The 22,729-nt window shown below is 61.6% G+C and carries 16 protein-coding genes and 2 tRNA genes; 11 read left to right on the forward strand and 7 right to left on the reverse strand.

Features of this window, described 5'->3' with window-relative positions; translation table 11 throughout:
• The first annotated feature begins 520 nt into the window (after nt 1–520).
• The 7 genes from PXK07_RS02020 (at nt 521) to PXK07_RS02050 (ending at nt 7,884) form a co-directional block, all read left to right on the forward strand.
• Nucleotides 521–2,815, forward strand: coding sequence for a bifunctional salicylyl-CoA 5-hydroxylase/oxidoreductase (locus PXK07_RS02020; RefSeq protein WP_274846520.1), 2,295 nt, complete (start codon nt 521–523; stop codon nt 2,813–2,815).
• Entirely contained in the window at nt 2,812–3,567 is a 756-nt protein-coding gene (locus PXK07_RS02025) for an SDR family NAD(P)-dependent oxidoreductase (RefSeq protein ID WP_274846521.1), read from the forward strand. The genes PXK07_RS02020 and PXK07_RS02025 overlap by 4 nt, the downstream gene beginning before the upstream one ends.
• 3 nt (nt 3,568–3,570) lie before the next feature.
• Entirely contained in the window at nt 3,571–4,026 is a 456-nt protein-coding gene (locus PXK07_RS02030) for a MarR family winged helix-turn-helix transcriptional regulator (RefSeq protein ID WP_274846522.1), read from the forward strand.
• Nucleotides 4,023–4,826, forward strand: a complete 804-nt coding sequence (locus tag PXK07_RS02035) for an enoyl-CoA hydratase family protein (RefSeq protein ID WP_274846523.1) — start codon at nt 4,023–4,025, stop codon at nt 4,824–4,826. The genes PXK07_RS02030 and PXK07_RS02035 overlap by 4 nt, the downstream gene beginning before the upstream one ends.
• Nucleotides 4,827–4,906: 80 nt before the next feature.
• The gene (locus PXK07_RS02040) at nt 4,907–6,067 is read left to right on the forward strand and encodes an acyl-CoA dehydrogenase family protein (RefSeq protein ID WP_274846524.1); all 1,161 of its coding nucleotides are present in this window, start codon (nt 4,907–4,909) and stop codon (nt 6,065–6,067) included.
• Nucleotides 6,068–6,069: 2 nt separating this feature from the next.
• Nucleotides 6,070–7,683: an AMP-binding protein gene (locus PXK07_RS02045; protein ID WP_274846525.1), complete on the forward strand. Its 1,614-nt coding sequence runs from the start codon at nt 6,070–6,072 to the stop codon at nt 7,681–7,683.
• Between the two features lie 127 nt (nt 7,684–7,810).
• Nucleotides 7,811–7,884 (forward strand) — tRNA-Cys (locus PXK07_RS02050).
• A gap of 81 nt (nt 7,885–7,965) precedes the next feature.
• Here PXK07_RS02050 and PXK07_RS02055 read toward each other — a convergent pair.
• Both PXK07_RS02055 and PXK07_RS02060 read right to left on the reverse strand, forming a co-directional pair.
• Nucleotides 7,966–10,473, reverse strand: coding sequence for a Hint domain-containing protein (locus PXK07_RS02055; protein ID WP_274846526.1), 2,508 nt, complete (start codon nt 10,471–10,473; stop codon nt 7,966–7,968).
• Nucleotides 10,474–10,719: 246 nt separating this feature from the next.
• A complete protein-coding gene (locus PXK07_RS02060) occupies nt 10,720–11,418 on the reverse strand; it encodes a CbiX/SirB N-terminal domain-containing protein (RefSeq protein ID WP_274846527.1) in 699 nt (232 codons plus the stop codon).
• A 244-nt stretch (nt 11,419–11,662) separates the two neighbouring features.
• Between PXK07_RS02060 and PXK07_RS02065 the strand changes: the two genes are divergently transcribed.
• The 4 genes from PXK07_RS02065 to PXK07_RS02080 all read left to right on the forward strand — a co-directional run bounded on the left by PXK07_RS02065 (nt 11,663) and on the right by PXK07_RS02080 (nt 16,933).
• Nucleotides 11,663–11,736, forward strand: a tRNA-Gly gene (locus PXK07_RS02065).
• A gap of 244 nt (nt 11,737–11,980) precedes the next feature.
• A complete protein-coding gene (locus PXK07_RS02070) occupies nt 11,981–13,780 on the forward strand; it encodes an ABC transporter transmembrane domain-containing protein (RefSeq protein WP_274846528.1) in 1,800 nt (599 codons plus the stop codon).
• A 198-nt stretch (nt 13,781–13,978) separates the two neighbouring features.
• A complete protein-coding gene (locus tag PXK07_RS02075; protein WP_274846529.1) occupies nt 13,979–15,886 on the forward strand; it encodes an acyl-CoA synthetase in 1,908 nt (635 codons plus the stop codon).
• Nucleotides 15,887–16,006: 120 nt separating this feature from the next.
• A complete protein-coding gene (locus tag PXK07_RS02080) occupies nt 16,007–16,933 on the forward strand; it encodes an alpha/beta hydrolase (protein ID WP_274846530.1) in 927 nt (308 codons plus the stop codon).
• Nucleotides 16,934–16,979: 46 nt separating this feature from the next.
• Here PXK07_RS02080 and PXK07_RS02085 read toward each other — a convergent pair whose 3' ends face one another.
• The 5 genes from PXK07_RS02085 to PXK07_RS02105 form a co-directional block, all read right to left on the reverse strand.
• Nucleotides 16,980–17,816, reverse strand: a complete 837-nt coding sequence (locus PXK07_RS02085) for an alkaline phosphatase family protein (protein WP_274846531.1) — start codon at nt 17,814–17,816, stop codon at nt 16,980–16,982.
• A gap of 121 nt (nt 17,817–17,937) precedes the next feature.
• Nucleotides 17,938–19,152 (reverse strand): TsoY family (seleno)protein, encoded by a 1,215-nt coding sequence (locus PXK07_RS02090; RefSeq protein ID WP_274846532.1) that lies wholly within the window; start codon nt 19,150–19,152, stop codon nt 17,938–17,940.
• Nucleotides 19,153–19,283: 131 nt separating this feature from the next.
• On the reverse strand, nt 19,284–20,921 hold the full coding sequence (locus PXK07_RS02095; protein ID WP_274846533.1) for an ABC transporter ATP-binding protein: 1,638 nt from the start codon (nt 20,919–20,921) through the stop codon (nt 19,284–19,286).
• On the reverse strand, nt 20,918–21,775 hold the full coding sequence (locus PXK07_RS02100) for an ABC transporter permease (RefSeq protein ID WP_274846534.1): 858 nt from the start codon (nt 21,773–21,775) through the stop codon (nt 20,918–20,920). The genes PXK07_RS02095 and PXK07_RS02100 overlap by 4 nt, the downstream gene beginning before the upstream one ends.
• Nucleotides 21,772–22,728 carry an ABC transporter permease gene (locus tag PXK07_RS02105; protein ID WP_274846535.1) on the reverse strand — a complete coding sequence of 319 codons (957 nt, stop codon included), beginning with the start codon at nt 22,726–22,728 and terminating at the stop codon, nt 21,772–21,774. Before PXK07_RS02105 ends, PXK07_RS02100 begins: the two co-directional genes overlap by 4 nt.
• Between the last annotated feature and the right edge of the window lies 1 nt (nt 22,729).

Genomic DNA, 22,729 nt, shown 5'->3' on the forward strand with positions numbered 1-22,729 from the left:
TCGCTGGGGGCGTTTTTGTTATTCTCCATATTCGATGCAATTAGCATCATTTAGTAAAAATATTTAGGAGTAATTTACAAAATCGAACACTGGCGTCATGTAGCCCCCATAATTCACAAGTTATCCCTTACGTTATCCACAGGATTGACCCCGCATTTTGCCAACGTCTTCTCGGCCGTGGCGTGGTCAGTACCGAGGCATGTAACTCTTGCCGCGATTTCTGGATCAGGCTTCGGCGGCAGGGCAAGATGCGCCGGGGTTTGTTCGATCTTTATCCACACCTTATCCACATCATGAATGCGGCTTTACCATTTGATAATGCAGGAAATACCCTCTTCCGCACTGCAATAGTACGGTCCGGTGTGTGGACTGTTGAAGCCTCTATTTTAGGGGAAATTGGTTGCCAAATGGTTACCGTGAGGATGCTGATTAAATTTCAAGCATGAAATTTTAAGCTTGAAGTGTTTTCAGTCTCCCTTATCCTGATCTCCAATAGCAAACTGTTGCGGAGGGTCGGATCATGAAGGTTGCCTGCTTGGGAGGTGGTCCTGCGGGACTGTATTTTGCAATCTCGATGAAGCTGCGTCAGCCGGATGCGGAAGTCACGGTCTTTGAACGCAACAAGGCCGATGACACCTTCGGCTGGGGGGTGGTCCTGTCCGATGATGCCCTTGAAAACCTGACAGAGAACGATCCCGAGAGCGCGGCTGAGATCCGCCGGAACTTTGCCTACTGGGACGATATTGCAGTTGTTCACAAGGGCACCCGCACGGTGTCGGGCGGACATGGGTTTGCCGGTATCGGGCGCAAGAGAATGCTCCTGATCCTGCAGGAGCGGGCGCGGGCGCTGGGGGTGGATCTGCGGTTCGAAACCGAAGTTGGCCCCGCCGCCGACTATCAGAAGGACTACGATCTGGTGGTGGGCTGCGATGGGCTGAACTCCAGTGTTCGCAATGAGTTCGCCGAACACTTTAAGCCAAATATCGATGTGCGGCCCTGCAAGTTCATCTGGCTGGGCACCCATCAGAAGTTCGATGATGCCTTCACCTTTGTCTTTGAGAAGACACAACACGGATGGGTCTGGATCCATGCCTATCAGTTCGATGACGATACCGCGACGGTGATCGTGGAGTGTTCTGCCGAGACCTGGGAAAACTGGGGCTTCGAGGGGATGAGCAAGGAAGAGATCATCCGCACCTGCGAGGAGATATTTGCCGATCACCTGGGCGGTCACAGCCTGATGTCCAATGCGGATCACCTGCGCGGTTCGGCGGTCTGGATCAACTTCCCACGGGTGCTATGCGAGAAATGGCACCATGAAAACGTGGTGCTCTTGGGGGATGCCTCGGCAACGGCGCATTTCTCGATCGGCTCGGGCTCTCGGCTGGCCTTTGACAGCGCCATCGCCCTGGCGGAACTGCTGACCACCGAAACCTCGATGGAGCGCGCCTTTGAACGTTACCAGGAGGAGCGGCGCCTTGATGTGCTGCGCCTGCAATCGGCGGCGCGCAACTCGCTGGAGTGGTTCGAAGAGGTCGAGCGTTATCTGGATATGGATCCGGTCCAGTTCAACTATTCCCTGCTGACCCGCTCGCAGCGGATTTCCCATGAAAACCTGCGCCTGCGGGATCCGGATTGGCTGCAATCGGCGGAAAAATGGTTCCAGGGTCACGCTGGCCTCTCCGCAGATGCCCCGGTGCGGGCGCCGATGTTCGCCCCCTACCGTTTGCGCGAAATGACGCTCAGCAATCGCATCGTTGTCTCTCCGATGGCGCAGTACAAGGCCCAGGATGGCTGCCCCAATGATTGGCACCTGATCCACTATGGCGAACGTGCCAAGGGCGGTGCGGGGCTGGTATACACCGAAATGACCTGCGTCAGCGCCGAAGGGCGGATCACGCCGGGCTGTCCGGGCTTGTACGCGCCCGAGCATGAGGCCGCCTGGAAGCGGCTCACCGACTTCGTGCATGGCGAAACAGAGGCCAAGATCTGCTGCCAGATCGGGCATTCGGGGCGCAAGGGCTCTACCCAGGTCGGCTGGGAGGAGATGGATGCCCCGCTGCCCGACGGAAACTGGGATCTGGTGTCAGCCTCTGCCTTGCCATGGTCGCCGAACAACGCGACACCGCGTGAAATCACCCGAGCCGAGATGGAAGCGATCAAGGCCGAATTCGTGGTCGCTGCCGAGATGGCGGATCGGGCCGGGTTCGACATGATCGAACTTCACGCAGCCCATGGCTATCTGATCTCCTCTTTCATCTCACCCAAATCGAATGTGCGTCAGGATGAATTTGGCGGCACGCTGGAAAACCGCTTGCGCTATCCGATAGAGGTTTTTGCTGCCATGCGGGCAGTTTGGCCTGCTCAAAAACCGATGTCCGTGCGCATCTCGGCCAATGACTGGGTTGGCGACGAAGGCGTGACCCCCGAAGAGGCGGTTCAGATTGCCAAGGCGTTCTCAGACGCGGGCGCCGATATCATCGATGTTTCGGCGGGGCAAACCTCGATCGAGGCAAAACCGGTCTATGGTCGCATGTTCCAGACGCCGTTTTCGGATCGCATCCGCAACGAGGCGGGCATTGCCACCATGGCCGTCGGCAATATCTACGAGGCGGATCACGCCAATTCGATCCTGATGGCAGGGCGCGCTGATCTGATCTGCGTCGGGCGTCCGCATCTGGCCGATCCCTATTGGACCCTGCATGAGGCGACCAAGATCGGCGACCGTCAGGGTCTCTGGCCGCTGCCCTATGAGGCCGGTCGCGATCAGGCCTGGCGCCTTGCGGACCGCGATGCAGAGGTGATCCGGGCATGAGTGTTGCGGGCAAACATGTGGTGATCAGCGGTGGTGGATCTGGCGTCGGAGCCGAACTGGCGGCGCGATTTGCCCGTGAGGGCGCCCGCGTCACCATTCTGGGTCGCCGTATGGCGCCGCTGGAGCAGGTGGCGTCCGACGTTTCAGCCTTGCCGCTTGCCTGTGATGTGACTGATCATGCTGCGGTCGCGCTGGCCCTCGAGGAGGCCGTGTCAAAGAATGGCCCCGTTGCCATCGCCCTTGCCAATGCGGGGGCGGCCCCTTCAAAACCGTTCGACCGGATGACGGCCGCGGATTTCGGGGATGCGCTCTCGGTCAATCTGGCCGGGGTCTTCAACCTGTGGCAGGCGGCTCTGCCGGGGATGAAGCAGGTGGGATGGGGGCGGATGATTGCCATCGCCTCGACCGCGGGTCTGAAAGGATATCCATATGTGTCAGGCTATTGCGCGGCAAAACATGGGGTGCTGGGGCTGACGCGCGCACTGGCGGTAGAGCTGGCCCGCACCGGCATTACCGTGAATGCGATCTGTCCGGGTTTCATTGAAACCCCGCTTTTGCAAAGATCGGTGGATAATATCGTCGCCAAGACCGGCATGACGGCTGAACAGGCGGAGAAGTCCTTGCGCTCTGGCAATCCGCAGGGGCGGTTCATCCAGCCTGCCGAGGTTGCCGAGGCCGCGCTTTGGCTCTCTAGCGAAGGGGCTGCATCCGTCAACGGTTCGGCCCTGCCCATTACCGGAGGAGAGATCTGACCCGTGCCTGAGACTTCAAAAGACAGATTGCGGCTATGGTTACGGGTGCTGAAGGCAACCCGTGCCGTGGAAAGCGAAATCCGCGAGAACCTGCGTCGGGACTTTGCAACCACGCTGCCGCGCTTTGATGTGATGGCGGCATTGGTCCAGCACGAGGAGGGGCTGAAGATGAGCCAGCTCTCGGGCGTGCTGAAGGTCTCCAATGGCAATGTCACCGGCATCATCGAACGGCTGGTCGAGGATGGTCACGTCCAGCGCGCACCGGTGCCGGGGGATCGCCGGGCGAGCCTTGTGCGGATGACCGATCAGGGGCGCGCAGAGTTTGCGCGCCAGGCGACCGCCCATGAAGGCTGGATCGACCAGATGTTTGCGGATGTCTCCCCGGATGCCGCCCAAGCCATGGCAGAGGCGCTGGATGCGGTGGCTCGCCGACTGGAAAACAAGGAAAAGAACGGATGATTTCAACGGATACCAAACATTTCCTGTGCAGCGTCGAGGATGGCATCGCGACGGTGTCGCTCGACCGCCCCGAACGCAAGAACCCGCTGACCTTTGACAGCTATGCCGAGCTGCGCGACTGGTTCCGCGCCCTGCACTATGACGATGATATCAAGGCGGTGGTCTTCGCCTCCAATGGTGGCAACTTCAGCTCCGGCGGCGATGTTCATGATATTATTGGTCCTTTAACCAAGATGAACATGAAAGAGCTGCTGGCCTTTACCCGCATGACCGGGGATCTGGTGAAGGCGATTGTGAACTGCGGCAAACCGGTGATTGCCGCCATCGATGGGATCTGCGTGGGCGCGGGGGCGATCATCGCCATGGCCTCGGATCTGAGGATCGCAACGCCTGAAGCGAAGACCGCCTTCCTGTTCACCCGCGTCGGCCTTGCTGGCTGCGATATGGGCGCCTGCGCCATCCTGCCCCGGATCATCGGGCAGGGGCGTGCGGCGGAACTTCTCTACACCGGTCGCTCCATGAGCGCCGAAGAGGGCGCCGCCTGGGGGTTCCACAACAAGCTGGTTGCGGCGGATGAACTGGCGGCAGAGGCGCGCGCCTGGGCCACGCGCATCGCGGCGGGGCCGAATTTCGGGCACATGATGACCAAGACCATGCTGGCGCAGGAATGGTCGATGTCGATTGAGCAGGCGATCGAGGCCGAAGCCCAGGCGCAGGCGATCTGCATGCAGACAGCCGACTTTGAGCGCGCCTACCATGCCTTTGTAAACAAGGAAAAACCTGTCTTCGAAGGTGACTGAGACGACCCGCCCGCCAAGCCATCTTGGCGGGCGTTTTATCAAGAATGGGCTGCATAAGACAGCCAACAGGGAGTGCAACCATGGCGGATCAGACATTTCTGAACTGGCCCTTTTTCGAGGATCGCCACAGGCAGCTGGCCGCGGATCTTGAGGCCTGGGCCAAAGGAAACCTGGGCGGGATAGACCATTCCGACACCGACGCGGCCTGCCGGGCGCTGGTTTCGGCGCTGGGCCAGGGCGGCTGGGCGCGGTATTCCGGCGCTCAAGAGGGCGAGATCCTGGATGTTCGCAGCCTGTGCCTGATCCGAGAGACGCTGGCGCGTCACGATGGGCTTGCCGACTTTGCCTTTGCCATGCAAGGCCTTGGAACCGGGGCGATTTCTCTGTTTGGGAGTGCGGAACAGCAGGCGGAGTGGCTGCCATTGACGCGATCCGGGCAGGCGATTTCGGCTTTTGCCCTCACGGAACCGCAATCTGGTTCGGATGTGGCAAATTCCACCATGACAGCGACCCTGGATGGTGATGATTATGTATTAAATGGAGAAAAGACCTGGATCTCTAACGGTGGGATTGCGGACGTTTATACGCTGTTTGCCCGCACTGGAGAGGGGACAGGTGCCAAGGGGCTGTCGGCCTTTATCGTGCCTGCGGGTCTGCCGGGGTTTGAGGTGGTCGAACGCCAGCAGGTGATCGCCCCGCATCCGCTTGCGACGCTGCGCTTCACCGATTGCCGCATTCCAAAAAGCGCGATGATCGGCGCGCCGGGGCAGGGGTTCCGCATCGCCATGTCGGTGTTGGATGTGTTCCGCTCTACCGTGGCCGCCGCCGCGCTTGGCTTTGCCCGCCGCGCCCTGGACGAGGCCTTGGCGCGGGTGACCTCCCGTCAGGTGCAGGGGGCACCGTTGTTCGATCTGCAGATGGTGCAGGGGCATATCGCCGACATGGCGCTGGATGTGGATGCCGCCGCGCTGCTGGTCTACCGCGCCGCCTGGACCAAGGATTCCGGTGCCGCCCGCGTGACCCGCGAGGCTGCGATGGCGAAACTGTTCTCCACCGATCAGGCTCAGCAGGTCATCGACAGGGCGGTGCAGCTGCATGGCGGTGATGGTGTGCGACACGGTCAGAAGGTGGAGGAACTCTACCGTGATATCCGCGCCCTGCGCATCTACGAGGGCGCATCGGACGTGCAGCGGGTGGTGATTGCACGCCAGACCCTTGGCGCCTTTCAGGAGGGGAAGTGATCATGCTGGGACCGACGGCACATATCGATACTTTCACCCGGGACAACCTGCCGCCAGATGATCAGTGGCCCGAGTTCCTGCTGGATGGGTTCGACTACCCGGATCATCTGAACGCGGCGGTAGAGCTGACCGATGCCATGGTCGACAAGGGCTTTGGCGATCACACCGCCCTGATCGGCAACGGGCGGCGGCGCACGTACAAGGAGCTGTCGGACTGGACCAACCGTCTGGCCAATGTGCTGACCGAGGATCTGGGCGTCAAACCGGGCAACCGGGTGCTGATCCGCTCGGCCAACAACCCGGCCATGGTGGCCTGCTGGCTGGCGGCGACCAAGGCGGGTGCTGTGGTGGTCAACACCATGCCGATGCTGCGCGCGGGGGAATTGTCGGCCATCGTCGACAAGGCCGAGATCACCCATGCGCTCTGTGATACCCGACTGATGGATGAACTGGTCTCCTGCGCCAAGACCTCTGAGTTCCTGACCTCGGTGGTGGGCTTTGACGGCACTTCCAACCACGATGCGGAACTGGACCGGCTGGCGCTGGAAAAACCCGTCACCTATGAGGCGGTGAAGACGGGCCGCGATGATGTGGCTCTATTGGGCTTCACCTCCGGCACCACCGGATCGCCCAAGGCCACCATGCATTTCCACCGGGATCTTCTGATCATCGCCGACGGCTATGCCCGCGAAGTGCTGGACGTGCAGCCCGAGGATATCTTTGTCGGCTCGCCGCCCCTGGCTTTCACCTTTGGACTTGGGGGGCTTGCGATCTTCCCCTTGCGGTTTGGCGCTGCAGCAACCCTGCTGGAAAATGCATCGCCCCCGAACCTTATCGAGATCATCGAGAAGTATAAGGCCACCGTCTGCTTTACTGCGCCGACCGCCTATCGCGTGATGCTGCGCGCGATGGAGGAGGGGGCGGACCTCTCCTCTCTGCGTGCTGCCGTGTCCGCCGGGGAGACCCTGCCTGCGCCGGTCTACGAGGAATGGATGGCAAAGACCGGAAAGCCGATGCTGGATGGGATCGGTGCCACCGAGATGCTGCATATCTTCATCTCCAACCGCTTTGATGATCACAAACCGGCCTGCACCGGAAAACCCGTGTCGGGCTACCAGGTGCGGGTGCTGGACGTGGCGGGCATTGAGGCGCCGCGTGGGGAAATCGGCCGCCTTGCGGTCAAGGGGCCAACCGGGTGCCGCTACATGGCGGATGACCGCCAGGCGACCTATGTACAGGACGGCTGGAACGTCACCGGCGACAGTTTCATGATGGACGCGGAGGGCTACCTGCATTTTGCCGCCCGCAACGACGATATGATCATCTCCTCGGGCTACAATATCGCGGGCCCCGAGGTGGAGGCCGCGCTGCTGTCCCACGAGGCGGTGGCCGAATGCGCCGTCATCGGTGCTGCGGATGAGGCCCGCGGTCAGATCGTCGAGGCGCATGTGGTGCTGACGCCGGCGCATGTGCCGTCAGACGCGCTGGTCAAGCTGTTGCAAGACCATGTGAAATCCACCATCGCACCGTACAAGTACCCGCGCTCCGTGGTTTTCACCAAGGCCCTGCCCAAGACGGAAACCGGCAAGATCCAGCGGTTCCGCCTGAAGGCGTAGACCATTGGTGGTGCCTGTCTTTCACGGGCGGGCACCGAAGAAATCCTTGGCATGTTTGGACTTGTACTTGGTCATGAATCACGCTACGTCCTGCGCCACACCACAAAGACCTTGGTTCAAGGCAGAAGGCGAGTTGGCGGAGTGGTGACGCAGCGGATTGCAAATCCGTGTACACCGGTTCGATTCCGGTACTCGCCTCCACACCTCAATCAGAGATTCAGCCGATATGGCAGCCAATGGAGCGCCTGCGCGCGATCTCGGGCTGTTGTTGCACCGTACAGGTTACGCCGCGTGGAGGTGTTTCAGGTCGCGCTGTTTCAGCGGCAGGCGGGCCAGTTCGCCGTAGGTCCGCAGGACCTTGCGGCGCCCGGCCTTGGCCGTCATGCCTTGTGTTTTTGCCAATGCGGGAAACAGCTCGAACAGCTCGCGCATGTTGTCCGGAGATAGGCCGCGGATGGCCTCGGGGCCGGGCCAGAAGGTCTCGGTCGCGATGCCCTCGGCAAAGACGACCTCGTGGCGTTCGGTCATCAGGTGCACATAGGTGACCCCGCGGTGCGGCGAGACCAGTTGACGACAGTTGGGATCAAGGCCCGACAGCATCTTGGCCGAAACAAAGCTTTCCCCGAAGGCCACGTCGCGTTCAAAGGTGCTGCTGTTGACCAGCAGCCGGTGCTGAGGAGACAGCAACATGGGCCGCTTGGGCGCAAGCAGGCTGTGGGGGCGCAGGCGGTAGGGGCGCAAATGCGAGCGCCGGGCGAGTTCCTCCGGGCTGAGCGTGCGCTTGCCGACCCAGATCACCGGTTGCAACCCGTTGTCCGCCGTTTGCAGCATGTCGCCCACCTGGATCTGCCCGGCGGGTACAGTGCCGCGATCGGTCGTCAGCCGAACGTCGGGTGTGAAACAGGGAATGCCGGCCGAAAACAGCTGCGCGTGGGTGGTGATCTGCCCAGGTGCCACACCGGTGAGCACCAACTGTTCACCGCCGGGGAAGGACAGCAGCGCATTACCAAAGCCATCGTCGGAAACAGACACATCGCTGGTGCGGACGGCACCGCCGGGGCCGGAGCCTCCGGTCAGCTCGGACACATCAAGCTGGTCATTGTAGAATGTGTCGGCGTCATCGTCGCCAAGATCGAAGTCCTTGATGGTATCGACGCCGCCCGAGGCGGTCAGCACAACCTGGTCGTAGTCGGCGCCGGTATAGATCACATCATCTCCGGCGCCCATCCGGATGGTGTCATCCCCTGCGCCTGCGTTGATCTCGACACCGGCGCTATCGGCAGAGGCATCGACGACATCCGCCTGATCGGTCAGGTCGAGCGCTTCGATTTCCGAGAAGGTGATGGTATCCGCGCCATCGGTGATGGTGCCGGCCTCATCGCCCGTATAGGTGACAGAAACGCCGGTGGTTACGGCGGTCAGATCGACCTTGTCGAAGTCGATCCCGGCCTCGCCACCGGTCAGCGTGTCATTGCCGAAGCCATCCGACATCTGGAAGAGGTCCGCATCCGCCTCGCCGAACATCAGATCGTCGCCCGCGCCGCCGATCAGCAGGTCGTTGTGGTTGCCGCCGTAAAGCGTGTCATTGCCATCGCCGCCATCCAGCGTGTCGTTACCGTCGGTGGCCACGATGCTGTCGTTGCCGACGCCACCAACAAGGCTGTCGTCGCCAGCCGAGTTTCGCAGCGTATCGTCACCCTCGCCACCTAGTAGGGTGTCGTTGCCAATACCCGTGGTCAGATAGTCGTCGCCCGCGCCGCCTTCGATATAATCGTCGCCTTCGCCGCCCGCGATGGTATCGCCGCCGTCTCCCCCCATCATGGTGTCATTGCCGACGCCGCCATCCATGACGTCATCGCCGTCGCCGCCATCCAGACTATCGTTACCCTCTTCGCCGAACAGGGAGTCATTGCCGCCCTGGCCATAAACGACGTCATCGCCATCGCCGCCCAGGATCGTATCCGCGCCCTGTTCGATGACAGTCACGACAGCGTCGTCGATCAGATCGCCAGACAGTGTGAAACCGGACAGGCCGACGCGGGTCTGCAGGGTGAACTCGATAGAGGAGCGGTCTTCGAATTGGGCAGAGAACCAGGCATCCTGGTCCGTATACATGTTCGCTTCGGTGCCGGTGGCGGTGACCATGTTGCCATCGGTCGCGGTGTTCAGCGAAGAATCGGACGAGACCCCGAAGGAGGTGAAACTGTTGCCATCGACGATGACGGCTTCCGGGTCGCTGTGACCGCCGCTGCGGTTGTCATCGACGTCGTTGAAGGTGGCGGTGGAGTTCAGGTAGACGGGATCGCCGGTGGTAGGATCAAAGAACTCAAGCCGGAAGGTGGCGCGGTCCCCGGACTGGTCGCCATCCAGAAGGATCTCTGCCCCTTCAGCGTATCCGAATTCGACCAGAAGGTTGGGGTTGTCCTTTTCGACCAGGATCAGCCGCCCCCAGACGGTGCTGCCATCGGGTAGTGTGGCGACGTCGCGAAAGACAGCACTGTCCCCGGCAGAGCCGAGGAAACCATCGTGGGACACGCTTTCGATGTTGTTGATATCCAGGACCAGCGGGCTGGCATCGACGCCTTGATCAAAGCCGTCGCCCATGTCGCCATAGATGACATCATTCCCGGCACCGCCGTCGATGACATCATCACCTTCTTCACCAGCAACCGTGTCGTCACCGCGTGCGGCGTCGATCGTATCGTTGCCGGTGCTGCCGCCCAGAATGTCTGCTCGGTTGGTGCCGGTGAGGCTGGCAACAAGGTCATCTACCCACTCTGGTCGGGTCATGGCGTCATCTCGATCCTGATACTCGTTCGACGGCAGCCGGACGCGAAAGGGGAGAGCTTTGTGACCCGGAGTGCCGAACGTCAGGGGTATACCAATGGCTATAATGAAGAGTGAATCTTCGGTTGCCGTGGCAAATCGAGAAAAGAGAAATGTGATAAAAATTTAGGAATATTGATGGTTTACATGTGCCGCTCTGCGCTGGCGTGGCTTTGCCGGGCAGGATGTGCAGGATGAAGGGGGGCGAGCCTAGAGAGCCTGGTCGGTTCTGGAAATCGCTGCGGCGATCAGCTGTGCCGTTCCCGGCAATTGGCCAAGGACAGGCAGCACCTGCCCGGCAAAACCGGCGGCTGTCAGGGCGTCGGGGATGTCCTGGCGGACGTGATCGCCGCTTTGGGCAAAGAAGGGCAGGCACAGCGTATGGGCGGGCAGGCTGCGCGCGATCTCCTCGATCCCTGGAGCTTGTTCCACATAGGCCGGTTCGATCCTTGCGCCCGGCAATAGCGCGGCCAGACGCGCCGCGAATGTCTGGGCGGATTCGGCGGCCTTGGGGCCACGGGCAGAGCCATGCGCGGCCAGCAGTACCGTGGCATTGGCCTCGCTCCACCCGGTTTCCTGCTGCGCCTGCTGAATGGCCTGGGCGGCCAGGCGCGGCAGGTCGGGGTCAAGGCCAAAGGGGCAGGCCAGATGGTAGCTGCGTCCCTTCAGGCGTTCGGGCAGCACCTTGGCGGTGAACCATCCGCGGGCCATGAAGAAGGGATAGATCACGGCATCCTCTTCCATCACGCTCTCCAGCTTTCCGGAACTGGACAGCGTGGCCGATCGCACCTCCCAACCGAGCAGATGGCCGCTGACCTCCTGTGCCAGGGCGGCAAGCGCCCGTTCGGGCGGCTCGGGGGCGGAGGGTTGTCCGTGGGCGGTCAGGATCGCCGTTTTTCTGGCGGGCATGTGCTGTGGCTTTCAGGTCGGTACGGCAATTCGGGCGGCAAAGCGCGGGCGGGTCTCTGCGCCAGTCAAAGACGAAACAACAAGGATACGCAAGCCGGGCCGGATCGGATCAATGCCGACATGATATTCTCCGGAATTTCCTTTTTGCAGAACAGTTTTTGCCAAAGGTCCGGTTCAAGGCAGGGGCGTAAAAGAAGGTGGTTGACCTCGTCACCGGCTTCACCTAAATCACGCATCACCCCGGGCGGGTATGGTGAAATGGTATCATAAGAGCCTTCCAAGCTTAAGGTGCGGGTTCGATTCCCGCTACCCGCTCCAAAACCTCTTCCGCGATCAAGATGAGATGCTTTGCCATGGCTGTTTGCCGTGCTGACAGCCAGTCTTGTGGCCCGTTTTGGGCCTCTCTGGCGGGTGGTCCAGAACCGCCGCGGCATCGCTTCTAAATAACTGCGGCCAGATGCCCTCGGCCTCAATGCTTGACCTATGGGGCTGGCAAGGCCATGAACCACAATGGATCGTACGGCGGCGGGCCGCGCGAGGGGACATGCAATAAGGATCAGGAATGGCGCGCAGGACGGCAGCACCGAACGCAAACGAAGAGCGGCAGGGATCGCGCAAGATCGGCGTGCTGGCAGCGCTTTGGCCCTTCATGCGCCCCTATAGCGCCCTGATGTTCCTGGCCACCTGCGCCCTGGTTCTGACGGCGGGCGTGTCCCTCAGCCTGCCGCTGGCGGTGCGCCGGGTGGTGGACAACTTCCGCATCTCGGACAATGCGCTGCTGAACCAGTATTTCCTGGCTGCCTTGGGCATGGCCGCCCTGTTGGCCGTGGGCACCGGCCTGCGCTATGCGCTGGTCACGCGTCTGGGCGAGCGGGTCGTCTCGGACATCCGCAAGGCGGTCTTTGATCGCGTGATCGGGATGAGCCCCGAGTTCTACGAAAAGATCATGACCGGCGAGGTGCTGAGCCGGATCACCACCGACACCACGCTCATTCAATCGGTTCTGGGCTCCTCTGTTTCCATCGCCCTGCGCAACATGCTTCTGTTCGGGGGCGGGTTGATCCTGATGCTGTTGACCTCGGCCAAGCTGACGGGGCTGGTCCTGCTGATCGTGCCTGCCGTGATCGTGCCGATCCTGGTTCTGGGGCGGCGCCTGAGGGCAATCAGCCGCGAAAACCAGGACTGGATCGCGGCCTCCTCCGGCAATGCCGGTGAGGCGCTGGGCGCGGTGCAGACGGTGCAGGCCTTCACCCATGAGGACGCCAGCCGCCAGCAGTTCGCCCAGATGACCGAGACCGCCTATGACGTGTCGCAGAAACGGATCCGCACGCGGGCCTATCTGACGGTGATCGTCATCCTTCTGGTGTTTTCCGGCATTGTCGGGGTCTTGTGGATGGGTGCTGTCGATGTGCGGGCCGGCATCATGAGCGAGGGCACCCTGGTTCAATTCGTGATCTATTCGGTTCTGGTGGCGGGATCGGTTGCGGCCCTGTCCGAGATCTGGAGCGAGTTGCAGCGCGCCGCCGGTGCCACCGAACGTCTGGTCGAACTGTTGAACGCCAAGGATCCGGTGGTCGATCCCGCGGCTCCAAAGGCGCTGGCACAGCCCGTGCGCGGTGAGATCCGGTTCGAGAACGTGATGTTCCGCTATCCCGCGCGCCCCGATGTGCTGGCGCTGGATGATGTTTCCCTTGAGATCCAGCCGGGGGAAACCGTTGCCTTCGTCGGCCCCTCGGGCGCGGGCAAGACGACGATCATTCAGATGATCCAGCGCTTCTATGACCCGAACGCAGGCGCGGTGCGGCTGGACGGTATTGCGCTCAGCGATCTGCAGCGCGATGCCTTCCGCAAGCATATCGCCATGGTGCCGCAGGATGCGGTGATATTTGCAGCCTCGGCGCGTGAAAACATCCGCTTTGGCCGCCCCGATGCCACTGATGCCGAAGTTGAGGCCGCCGCCCAGGCCGCCGCCGCGCATGAGTTCATCTCGGCGCTGCCTGAGGGATACGACAGTTTTGTCGGGGAACGTGGTGTGATGCTGTCAGGTGGCCAGAAACAGCGCATTGCCATTGCCCGTGCAATCCTGCGCGATGCGCCGGTTCTGCTTCTGGACGAGGCGACATCGGCGCTGGATGCGGAAAGCGAACGCCTGGTGCAGGCCGCCGTCGATGAGCTGAGCCAGGGGCGCACAACGCTGATCGTGGCCCACCGCCTGGCGACGGTGAAAAAGGCCGACCGGATCGTGGTGATGGACCAGGGGCGCATCGTCGCCACCGGCACCCATGACGCGCTGGTGGCCGAGGGCGGGCTATATGCGCGTCTGGCTCGACTGCAGTTCACCGACGGGCTTGCCGCCGAGTAAACCTGCGGTCTGCACCCCGCTGGCACCCTCTGGCATGGCCGTCCTGCTGTCCAGCACCGCTTGGCCGCCAAATAAAGCTGTAAAAAAAGGCTGCTTGCCTTGACGTGACCCTTGCGACGCGCTTGCACCGCGCGGGTTTTCCAATCATTTTATGCGAAGGAGACAATCCCCCGAAAACGGGGGCAGGGGAGGTTATCAATGGCGTTTGCCACGTTGGAAGACACCAAGGCGATTGAAAATGAAATGCCGTGGGGTGAGCGGGATCTGCCCACCACCCTTTACGGGCTGTTGTCACGTACCGCGGGCAATTTCCCGAACAACAACGCGACAAGCTACCAGATCTTCTCAGGTCCCAATGACAAGGCCGAGACCCTGACCTGGAGCCAGCTCAAGGATCAGGTGACCCAGGCGGCCAATATGTTCCGCGAGTTGGGCGTCGGTGAGAAGGACGTGGTGGCCTATGTGCTGCCCAACTGTACCGAAACCCTGGTGACCATGCTGGCAGGTGCCGTGGCAGGGATCGTCAATCCGATCAACCCGCTGCTGGAGCCGGAACAGATCGCATCGATCCTGCGCGAAACCAATGCCAAGGTGGTGGTGACGCTGAAGCCCTTCCCGAAGACGGATGTGGCACAGAAGGTGGCCGAGGCGGTGCGCCACGCGCCCCATGTGAACACCATCCTGGAAGTGGATCTGAACCGCTATCTGACGCCGCCGAAATCCTGGATCGTGCCGCTGGTGCGCCCCAAGCTGGAAAACAAGGCGCAGCTGGCTCACGCCGATTACAAGAGCTTCACCAAGGAGCTGCGCAAACAGCCCACCACCCTGCAATTCGCCGACAGCACCGAAGACCGTGTGGCCTGCTATTTCCACACCGGTGGCACAACCGGCATGCCCAAGGTGGCCCAGCACACCTATTCCGGCATGATCTACAACGGCTGGATCGGGCACAGCCTGCTCTTCACCGAAGAGGACAACATCATGTGTCCTCTGCCGCTGTTTCACGTCTTTGCCTGCCATGTGATCGTCATGGCGGCTGTGGCCTCCGGGGCGCATGTGGTGTTCCCCACCCCGCAGGGCTATCGCGGCGACGGGGTGTTCGACAATTTCTGGAAGCTGGTGGAGCGCTGGAAGATTTCCTTCATCATCACCGTGCCCACGGCGATTTCCGCCAAGATGCAGCGCCCGGTGGATGCGGATATCTCGACCGTGAAGACAGCTTTCTCTGGCTCTGCCCCGCTGCCGGTGGAACTGTTCCGCCGCTTCGAGAAGGCGACCGGCATCAATATCGTTGAAGGCTACGGGTTGACCGAGGCGACCTGCCTTGTGTCCTGTAACCCGGTGGACGGGGAAAAGAAGATCGGCTCGATCGGTATTCCGTTTCCCTACACGGATGTGAAGATCATCAAGTCCACCCCCGACGGGCTGGTCGAATGTGCCACCGATGAGGTGGGCGAGATCTGCGTCTCCAACCCCGGCGTCTATGCGGGCAATACCTATACCGAAGCCGAGAAGAACGCCGATCTCTACTTCCACGACACCTATCTGCGCACCGGCGATCTGGGTCGTATCGATGCCGATGGCTATGTCTGGATCACGGGCCGGGCCAAGGATCTGATCATTCGCGGCGGTCACAATATCGACCCCGCCGAGATCGAAGAGGCGCTTCTGGGTCATGAGGCCGTGGCCTTTGCCGGGGCCATCGGCCAGCCGGATCTGCACGCGGGCGAGGTGCCTTGCGCCTTTGTCGAGCTGGTGGAGGGCGCCAGCGCCACCCCGGAGGAGTTGATGGACTATTGCAAGGTCCACATCCACGAACGGGCGGCGATCCCCAAACACATGACGGTGCTGGACGAGCTGCCCAAGACCGCCGTGGGCAAGGTCTTCAAGCCGGATCTGCGCAAGAACGCCATCACCCGCATCTACAACGAGGCGCTGCTGAAGGCCGGTCTTCCGACCCGTGTCGAGGCGGTGATCGACGACAAGAAACGCGGTCTTGTCGCCCAGGTCGAAGCCAACGGCGCCTCCGATGCCGAGATCGGACAGGTCCTGGGCGGTTTCACGCGTCCCTGGGAGCATCTGCCAAAGGCGCAGACTGCGGCCTGATTGACCGGCTGAGAGAGTTCGAAAAGCGTCCCCCAGGGCGCTTTTCTGCCGTTTTGGCATTCCCTTTGTGCCGACACGTGGCCTAGTCTCTGCGGATGCAGAACAGGAGGCGCCAACGTCATGGATTATGAACAGCTGATCGATGCGGAAACCTGGGCCTTCATCCGCAGAACCGCCGACCACTACCCGCCCGACACCGCCGAGCGGCCGGTGGCTGAACAGCGCGAGATCTACGATGCCATGGCCGAGAGCTTCCTGGCGCCGCGCCCCGATGTTGTGCAGGTCGAAGACTGCCAGGCAGGCAGCGTGCCGCTTCGCATCTATTGGGCCGGCGATCCGACCCGGACGGTCATGTATTGCCATGGGGGCGGTTTCGTCGTTGGCGGTCTGGAAAGTCACGATGACGTCTGCGCCGAACTCTGTGCGCTGACCGGGTACCGGGTGGTTGCGGTCGATTATCGCCTTGCGCCCGAACACCTGCATCCGGCGATGTTCGAGGATGCCTGGACAGCCTTTGAATGGATCCTGTCCGAATTCGAGGGGGGAATTGTCCTGGCGGGCGACAGCGCGGGGGCCAATCTCTGTGCCGCTGTTGCGCATCGCGCCCGTGGCACGACCGACCGTATCCTGGGGCAGGTGCTGATCTACGGTGCCTTTGGGGGCGACGTGAATTCAGGCTCTTACATCGAGCATGCCGAGGCTCCGATGCTGACGCGGGACGAGATCCTCTACTACCAGCGTATCCGCAGCGAGGGTGGGGACTTGCCTGTGGGCGACCCCACATTTGCGCCGCTGCATGACAGTGATTTCTCCGCTCTGCCACCGACGGTTCTGTTCACGGCCGATTGTGATCCGGTGCGGGATGACAGCCGGGCGTATCGCGATCGGATCCTGGCCGCCGGGGGCAAGGCGCATTGGGTCAACGAGGAAGGCCTGATCCATGGATACCTGCGCGCCCGCCATTCGGTAGAGCGCGCCCGCGCCAGTTTTGAGCGGATTTCGCTCGCGGTAGAGGCCCTGGGGCAAGAGATCTGGCCCTACGACTGAGAATGGCCAGAAGACCTGGTGTTGCGACTATGGCAGGCCGATGAGCTCAAGCCAGGAAGGATTTCGCCTTCATGGTCTCAGCGATGGGCGCTCCAAGACGAGACAGGATCGTCGGCGCGAGCTGTAGCTGGTCGATGAACGTGTCCTCGGACGGGCCTTCCGCCTCACCAAAGTAATAAAGCGCGGTTTCCTGCTGCAAGGGGCTGCGCCCGCCGTGGTGGCCGCGTTCGTCCTGGCCGTGGTCGGCGGTGACGATCACCTCATAGCCCATCTTGCGCCAGCGCGGGATGAAGGGGGCCAGCATCTCGTCCATCACGGCGCAGGCATGGTCCATCTCCTGGCAGTCATGGAAGAACCGGTGCCCCATGCTGTCGAGCGTGCAGGTGTGCAGCATCCCGTAGTTGAGATCGAACCGATGGGCGAGGTTGGTGAGCGTGCCAAAGAGATCCACATCCGAGGGTGTCATCTGGTTGATCAGCCCGTAGCCGGTCATGGTGTGAAACCGCCCGTGGTTGATGGTGTCGCTTTCGGGTTCGTCATATTCGATGTCGCGGACAAAATCGAACGGGTGGCGATTGAAGAACTCCGACCAGAAGCTGTGCGCCACCGCGCCGGTCACACCGCCGCCCGCGCGCACCTGGCTGAAGACATCCTTGTGCGTGAGACGAAAGACATTGCCATTGCCGGTGCAGCCATGTTCGGCCGGGGCAACGCCGGTGTGGATCGAGGCATAGCAACTGGCCGAGATCGACGGCAGCACCGCCCGGTGCTTCCAGACGCGGGCATCGCCGCTATCGACCCAGCCTTCCAGGTTGCCGAACAGACGGCGGAAATTGCGCCAGGGCACACCGTCCAGAATGATGAGAAGGAGTTTGCGGTCCATGTCTCGAATCCCTTTGCTTGGGCCTGCTGCATGCGGTCAGAGTTTCAGCAAAAAACTGGAATGACCATATGAAAACGGGCGGGAAGACCCCGCCCGCTTCCTCCGCGAGTGGTCAGGTTGATTATTCTGCGGGCATCGGGCTGGGCGCATCCTTTGCGGCGCCGAAATGTTGCCGGTTCAGGCGCAGGACCAGCAGGACCGTGATGGCCTGAACCGCCAGCGGCAGAAGGCAGACGATCCAGTAGGCAAGGTCGAACTTGGCGATGATACCGCTGCCCACCAGCCCCTTGTTGATGAAGAAATGCATCATCACGGTCAGGGCCACGCCGGGGCAGACCAGGGCATAGGAACCGGGAGAGGTTTTGCTGCCCAGCACAAAGTCGTCGAAATAGCGCTGCTTCAGGAGAACCAGGAAGCCCAGCATCAGGAACAGGACCTGAATGGTCAGCAGTTGCGCCAGGAAGGTCAGCGTCTCGGCCGGGTTGCCATGGACGTCAAAGCTGGTGTGCAGCCCGTGGTCCTGGCGCAGGAACAGGATGCCGAGCACTGTCAGCAGCGGCACGATGATCATCAGGGTGGGGCCGGATTCCCGGTGGGTGCCATGCATCAGCATCGAGGAGAACGCCGTCACCGAGGCATAGATCGCATAGACCAGGGCCGCGATGCCAAAGAAGGTCGACAGCACCAGCGCGGTGCCCACCACCGTGGTGGCCGCGCTCATCGCGGCAGGGGCGGCAAGGCCCACGCCGACCATCGACAGGGCAAAGGCGGGCAGGAGCTGGGCAAAGGAGTTATGCGCGGTCATGTCAAAGGCGCCGCCCTCGGTCAGCACGCGGCCCAGGAAGGCCCCGATCAGGCGGAAGGCCCAGATGCCGATCAGCACAAAGGCCACCATGGCGGCAGGAAAGAGAAACTCGACGATGCTCCAGAGGCCCGGCACGAAAACCAGCCCGAGGATGAAACCTACGTTGACGGTCATTGCTGTTGCCAGCGGGGCGGCCAGCAGGGTGCTTTCGGCATTGGTCTGGCGCAGTTGCGCATAGGCATCGGTCTTGCGGAAGGCCGCCAGCGCGGTGAAGTTCCAGATCAGCGATTTGATGTTGAGGTATGCGAAGACGGCAATGCCGATCCAGGCCACCAGGATCGCGGCCTTCATCGACACCGATCCGGTCAGAAAGGCCTTCAGGATGTCTTCAAACACCGGGACGGCCTGATCGGGGTGCGGCACCCAGAACATCAGGTACATGAAAAAGCTGACCGCAAGTCCACCCGCGCCAAGCGCGGCAAGGAAATAGGTCGGTGAGTAATTCTGTGAGGCGGTAGAGGAACGGGACATAACACCCTCCTTATATTCCAAATACAGAATATTTATTACATGCCAAAAATGGAATATAAAGGTGCAAAACGACGCAGGGCCCGCAAAATCTGCGGGCCCGGGTCAATCTATGGCGGGGATCGGTGACAGGCTCAGTTGCCGGCGCTTTCCATCTTGCGATTGGCGATGACCTCTTCCAGCCAGCCCAGACGCATTTCGGGAACCGACCCCAGCAGCAGATCGGTGTAATCGTCAAAGGGCGGCGACAGCACCTCTGACTTGCTGCCATAGCGCTGCACGCGGCCCTGGTACATCACCGCGATATTGTCAGAGATGGCCCGCACCGTGGCCAGATCGTGGGTGATGAACAGATAGGCGACGTTCTCGATCTTCTGGAGGTTCAGCAGCAGCTTCAGAATGCCATCGGCCACCAGCGGATCCAGCGCCGATGTCACCTCGTCGCAGATGATCATCTTCGGCTTTGCCGCCAGCGCGCGGGCAATGCAGACGCGTTGTTTCTGGCCACCCGACAGTTCTGCCGGATAACGATCGATGAACTCCTCGCCCAATTCGATCTCGTCCAGCAGCTCGATGATGCGCTTGCGTTTCTCGGCGCCCTTCATGTCGAAGTAGAACTCGAGCGGACGGCCGATGATGGTGCCAACTGTCTGGCGCGGGTTCATCGCCACATCGGCCATCTGGTAGATCATCTGCAATTCGCGCAAGTCGTCCCGCGTGCGGCTGGCCAGATCGGGCGAGAGCACGCGGCCCGCGAATTCGATCTCCCCCTCGCGTGGCGGCAGAAGGCCGGTGATCACGCGGGCGAGGGTGGACTTGCCGGAACCCGACTCCCCCACCACCGCCAGGGTCTGACCGGGGTAGAGATCGGCGTTCACATTGTGCAGCACGTCGAACTTGGTGCCCTTGTAGCGCGCGGTCACATTGCGGATGCTGAGGACGGGATCGCCTGCAGGGGCTTTCTCCTCATGTTCGATGGAGCGGACCGAGACCAGCGCCTTGGTGTAGTCTTCGCGCGGCGCATTGATGATCTGGTCCACATCGCCGTATTCCACCATGTCGCCGTGGCGCAGAACCATGATGTCATCGCTGACCTGGGCCACGACGGCCAGATCGTGGGTGATATAAAGCGCCGCCACACCGGTGTCGCGGATGGCTTCCTTGATCGCCTTCAGCACATCGATCTGCGTGGTTACATCCAGCGCCGTCGTGGGTTCGTCAAAGACCACCAGATCCGGCTCGGGGCACAGCGCAAGCGCGGTCATGCAGCGCTGCAACTGCCCGCCCGACACCTGATGCGGGTAGCGGTCGCCAATATTGTCCGGATCGGGCAGGCCGAGTTTGGCAAACAGCACCCGCGCCCGCGCCTCGGCGTCCTTCTTCGAGAACTTGCCATGCTCGACCGCGGCCTCGATCACCTGCTCCATGATCTTCTTGGCCGGGTTGAAGGAGGCCGCCGCGGATTGTGACACGTAAGTGACCTCACCGCCACGCAGGGCGCGCACATCCCGGACCGAGGTCTGCAGGATATCACGCCCGTTGATCCAGACCTCGCCGCCGGTGATCTTCACACCGCCCCGGCCATAGGCCATTGAGGCAAGACCAATAGTGGACTTGCCCGCACCGGATTCACCGATCAGGCCCAGCACCTTGCCCTTTTGCAGATCGAAACTGACCCCGTGCACGATTTCAATGTCGTGGGGGCGTTCGCCCGGCGGGTAGACCGTCGCGCCGATCTTGAGGTCGCGGACATTTACGAGGGGATCGCTCATCCGCGGCCTCCTTTCAGCGAAGTGGTTCGGTTCAACACCCAGTCGGCCACAAGGTTCACGGAAATCGCAAGTGTGGCGATGGCGAAGGCCGGTACCAGCGCGGCGGGAATGCCGTAGACGATACCGTCCTTGTTTTCCTTCACGATACCGCCCCAGTCGGCCTCGGGCGGTTGTACGCCAAGGCCAAGGAACGACAGGGTGGAGACAAAGAGAACCATGAAGATGAAGCGCAGGCCCATCTCGGCCACCAGCGGCGACAGGGCATTGGGCAGGATTTCCCGGAAGATGATCCAGGAGGTGCCTTCCCCGCGCAGACGGGCGGCTTCGACGTAGTCCATCACCTCGATATCCACGGCAACGGCGCGGGCCAGGCGATAGACGCGGGTGGAGTCGAGCAGCCCCATGACGATGATCAGCATCGGTACGGTCACCGGCGTGACCGACAGCACCACCAGGGCGAAGATCAGCGTCGGGATCGACATCACCAGATCGACAAAACGAGACAGGGACTGATCCACCCAGCCTCCGGTGACAGCGGCAAAAAAGCCCAGCACCGATCCAAGGGTGAAGGAGACCACCGTCGCCATGGTGGCGATGAAGATGGTGGTGCGCCCGCCGTAGATCATCCGGCTGAGCAGATCACGGCCGATGTTGTCGGTACCCAGCCAATATTGGGACTCGGTAAAGCCATCGGGGGCAATGCCCAGCATGATCTCGATGCGGGAGGGCTCCCAGACATCGCCGACCACCTCGGCCATGCCATAGGGGGCGATGAGCGGCGCAAAGATCGCCATCAGGAAATAGAGCGCCGTAAAGAACAGCCCGATGAGGGCGGAAATGGGGATATTCTTCATTTCGGATGCCTCAGACGCGGGTTGGACAGGATCGCGACGATATCGGCCACCATGTTGAGCCCGATATAGACAGCGGCGAAGATCAGACCGCAGGCCTGCACCACGGGCACATCCCGTTTGGAGACATGATCCACCAGATACTGCCCCATGCCGGGATAGACAAAGACCACCTCGATCACCACGACGCCGACCACCAGATAGGCAAGGTTCAGCATCACTACGTTGACGATGGGGGCGATGGCATTGGGGAAGGCATGGCGGAAGATCACCTGAAAGCCGTTCAGGCCTTTCAGCTCTGCCGTCTCGATATAGGCCGATTGCATCACGTTGAGGATCGCGGCGCGGGTCATGCGCATCATATGAGCCAGCACCACCAGGGTCAGCACCGCCACGGGCAGCGCGATGGCGCTCAGCTTGTCCCCCAGCGACATGCCGTCGTTGATCATCGCGACCGAGGGAAACCAGCGCAGCTTCACCGCGATCAGGTACATCAGCACATAGCCGATCAGGAATTCCGGGATCGAGATCGAGGCCAGGGTGACAGCCGAGATCATCTTGTCCGGCCAGCGGTCCTTGAAGCGTACCGCAAGAAGGCCAAGGAAGATCGCCAGCGGCACCGCGATAATGGCGGCCCAGAAGGCGAGGAAAAGCGTGTTGGACAGGCGTTTGCCGATGCTTTCGGCAATATCGGTGCCACTGGTCAGGGCGGTGCCCAGATCGCCGGTCAGAATGCCGCCGAGCCAGTTGAAATATCGCTGCATGGCCGGCTCGTTCAGGCCAAGTTCGGCGCGCAGGTTGGCCAGCGCCTCGGGCGTGGCCGACTGTCCCAGGATCGACTGCGCCACATCACCGGGCAGGATCATGGTGCCGGCAAAGATCAGCCCCGAGACCAGGAACAAGAGAAGAAGGCCCAGCGCGATGCGCTGGACCAACAGTTTTGCAATGAGGGGCATC

Source organism: Phaeobacter sp. QD34_24 (assembly GCF_028890115.1).
GTDB lineage: Bacteria > Pseudomonadota > Alphaproteobacteria > Rhodobacterales > Rhodobacteraceae > Phycobacter.

Bases quoted from the DNA above. Each gene is read 5' to 3' on its own strand.
- PXK07_RS02055 (WP_274846526.1), bottom strand. From the start codon at position 10,473: ATGACCCGACCAGAGTGGGTAGATGACCTTGTTGCCAGCCTCACCGGC.
- PXK07_RS02035 (WP_274846523.1), top strand. From the start codon at position 4,023: ATGATTTCAACGGATACCAAACATTTCCTGTGCAGCGTCGAGGATGGC.
- PXK07_RS02045 (WP_274846525.1), top strand. From the start codon at position 6,070: ATGCTGGGACCGACGGCACATATCGATACTTTCACCCGGGACAACCTG.
- PXK07_RS02025 (WP_274846521.1), top strand. From the start codon at position 2,812: ATGAGTGTTGCGGGCAAACATGTGGTGATCAGCGGTGGTGGATCTGGC.
- PXK07_RS02060 (WP_274846527.1), bottom strand. From the start codon at position 11,418: ATGCCCGCCAGAAAAACGGCGATCCTGACCGCCCACGGACAACCCTCC.
- PXK07_RS02075 (WP_274846529.1), top strand. From the start codon at position 13,979: ATGGCGTTTGCCACGTTGGAAGACACCAAGGCGATTGAAAATGAAATG.
- PXK07_RS02095 (WP_274846533.1), bottom strand. From the start codon at position 20,921: ATGAGCGATCCCCTCGTAAATGTCCGCGACCTCAAGATCGGCGCGACG.
- PXK07_RS02020 (WP_274846520.1), top strand. From the start codon at position 521: ATGAAGGTTGCCTGCTTGGGAGGTGGTCCTGCGGGACTGTATTTTGCA.
- PXK07_RS02085 (WP_274846531.1), bottom strand. From the start codon at position 17,816: ATGGACCGCAAACTCCTTCTCATCATTCTGGACGGTGTGCCCTGGCGC.
- PXK07_RS02070 (WP_274846528.1), top strand. From the start codon at position 11,981: ATGGCGCGCAGGACGGCAGCACCGAACGCAAACGAAGAGCGGCAGGGA.
- PXK07_RS02080 (WP_274846530.1), top strand. From the start codon at position 16,007: ATGGATTATGAACAGCTGATCGATGCGGAAACCTGGGCCTTCATCCGC.
- PXK07_RS02105 (WP_274846535.1), bottom strand. From the start codon at position 22,728: ATGCCCCTCATTGCAAAACTGTTGGTCCAGCGCATCGCGCTGGGCCTT.
- PXK07_RS02090 (WP_274846532.1), bottom strand. From the start codon at position 19,152: ATGTCCCGTTCCTCTACCGCCTCACAGAATTACTCACCGACCTATTTC.
- PXK07_RS02100 (WP_274846534.1), bottom strand. From the start codon at position 21,775: ATGAAGAATATCCCCATTTCCGCCCTCATCGGGCTGTTCTTTACGGCG.
- PXK07_RS02040 (WP_274846524.1), top strand. From the start codon at position 4,907: ATGGCGGATCAGACATTTCTGAACTGGCCCTTTTTCGAGGATCGCCAC.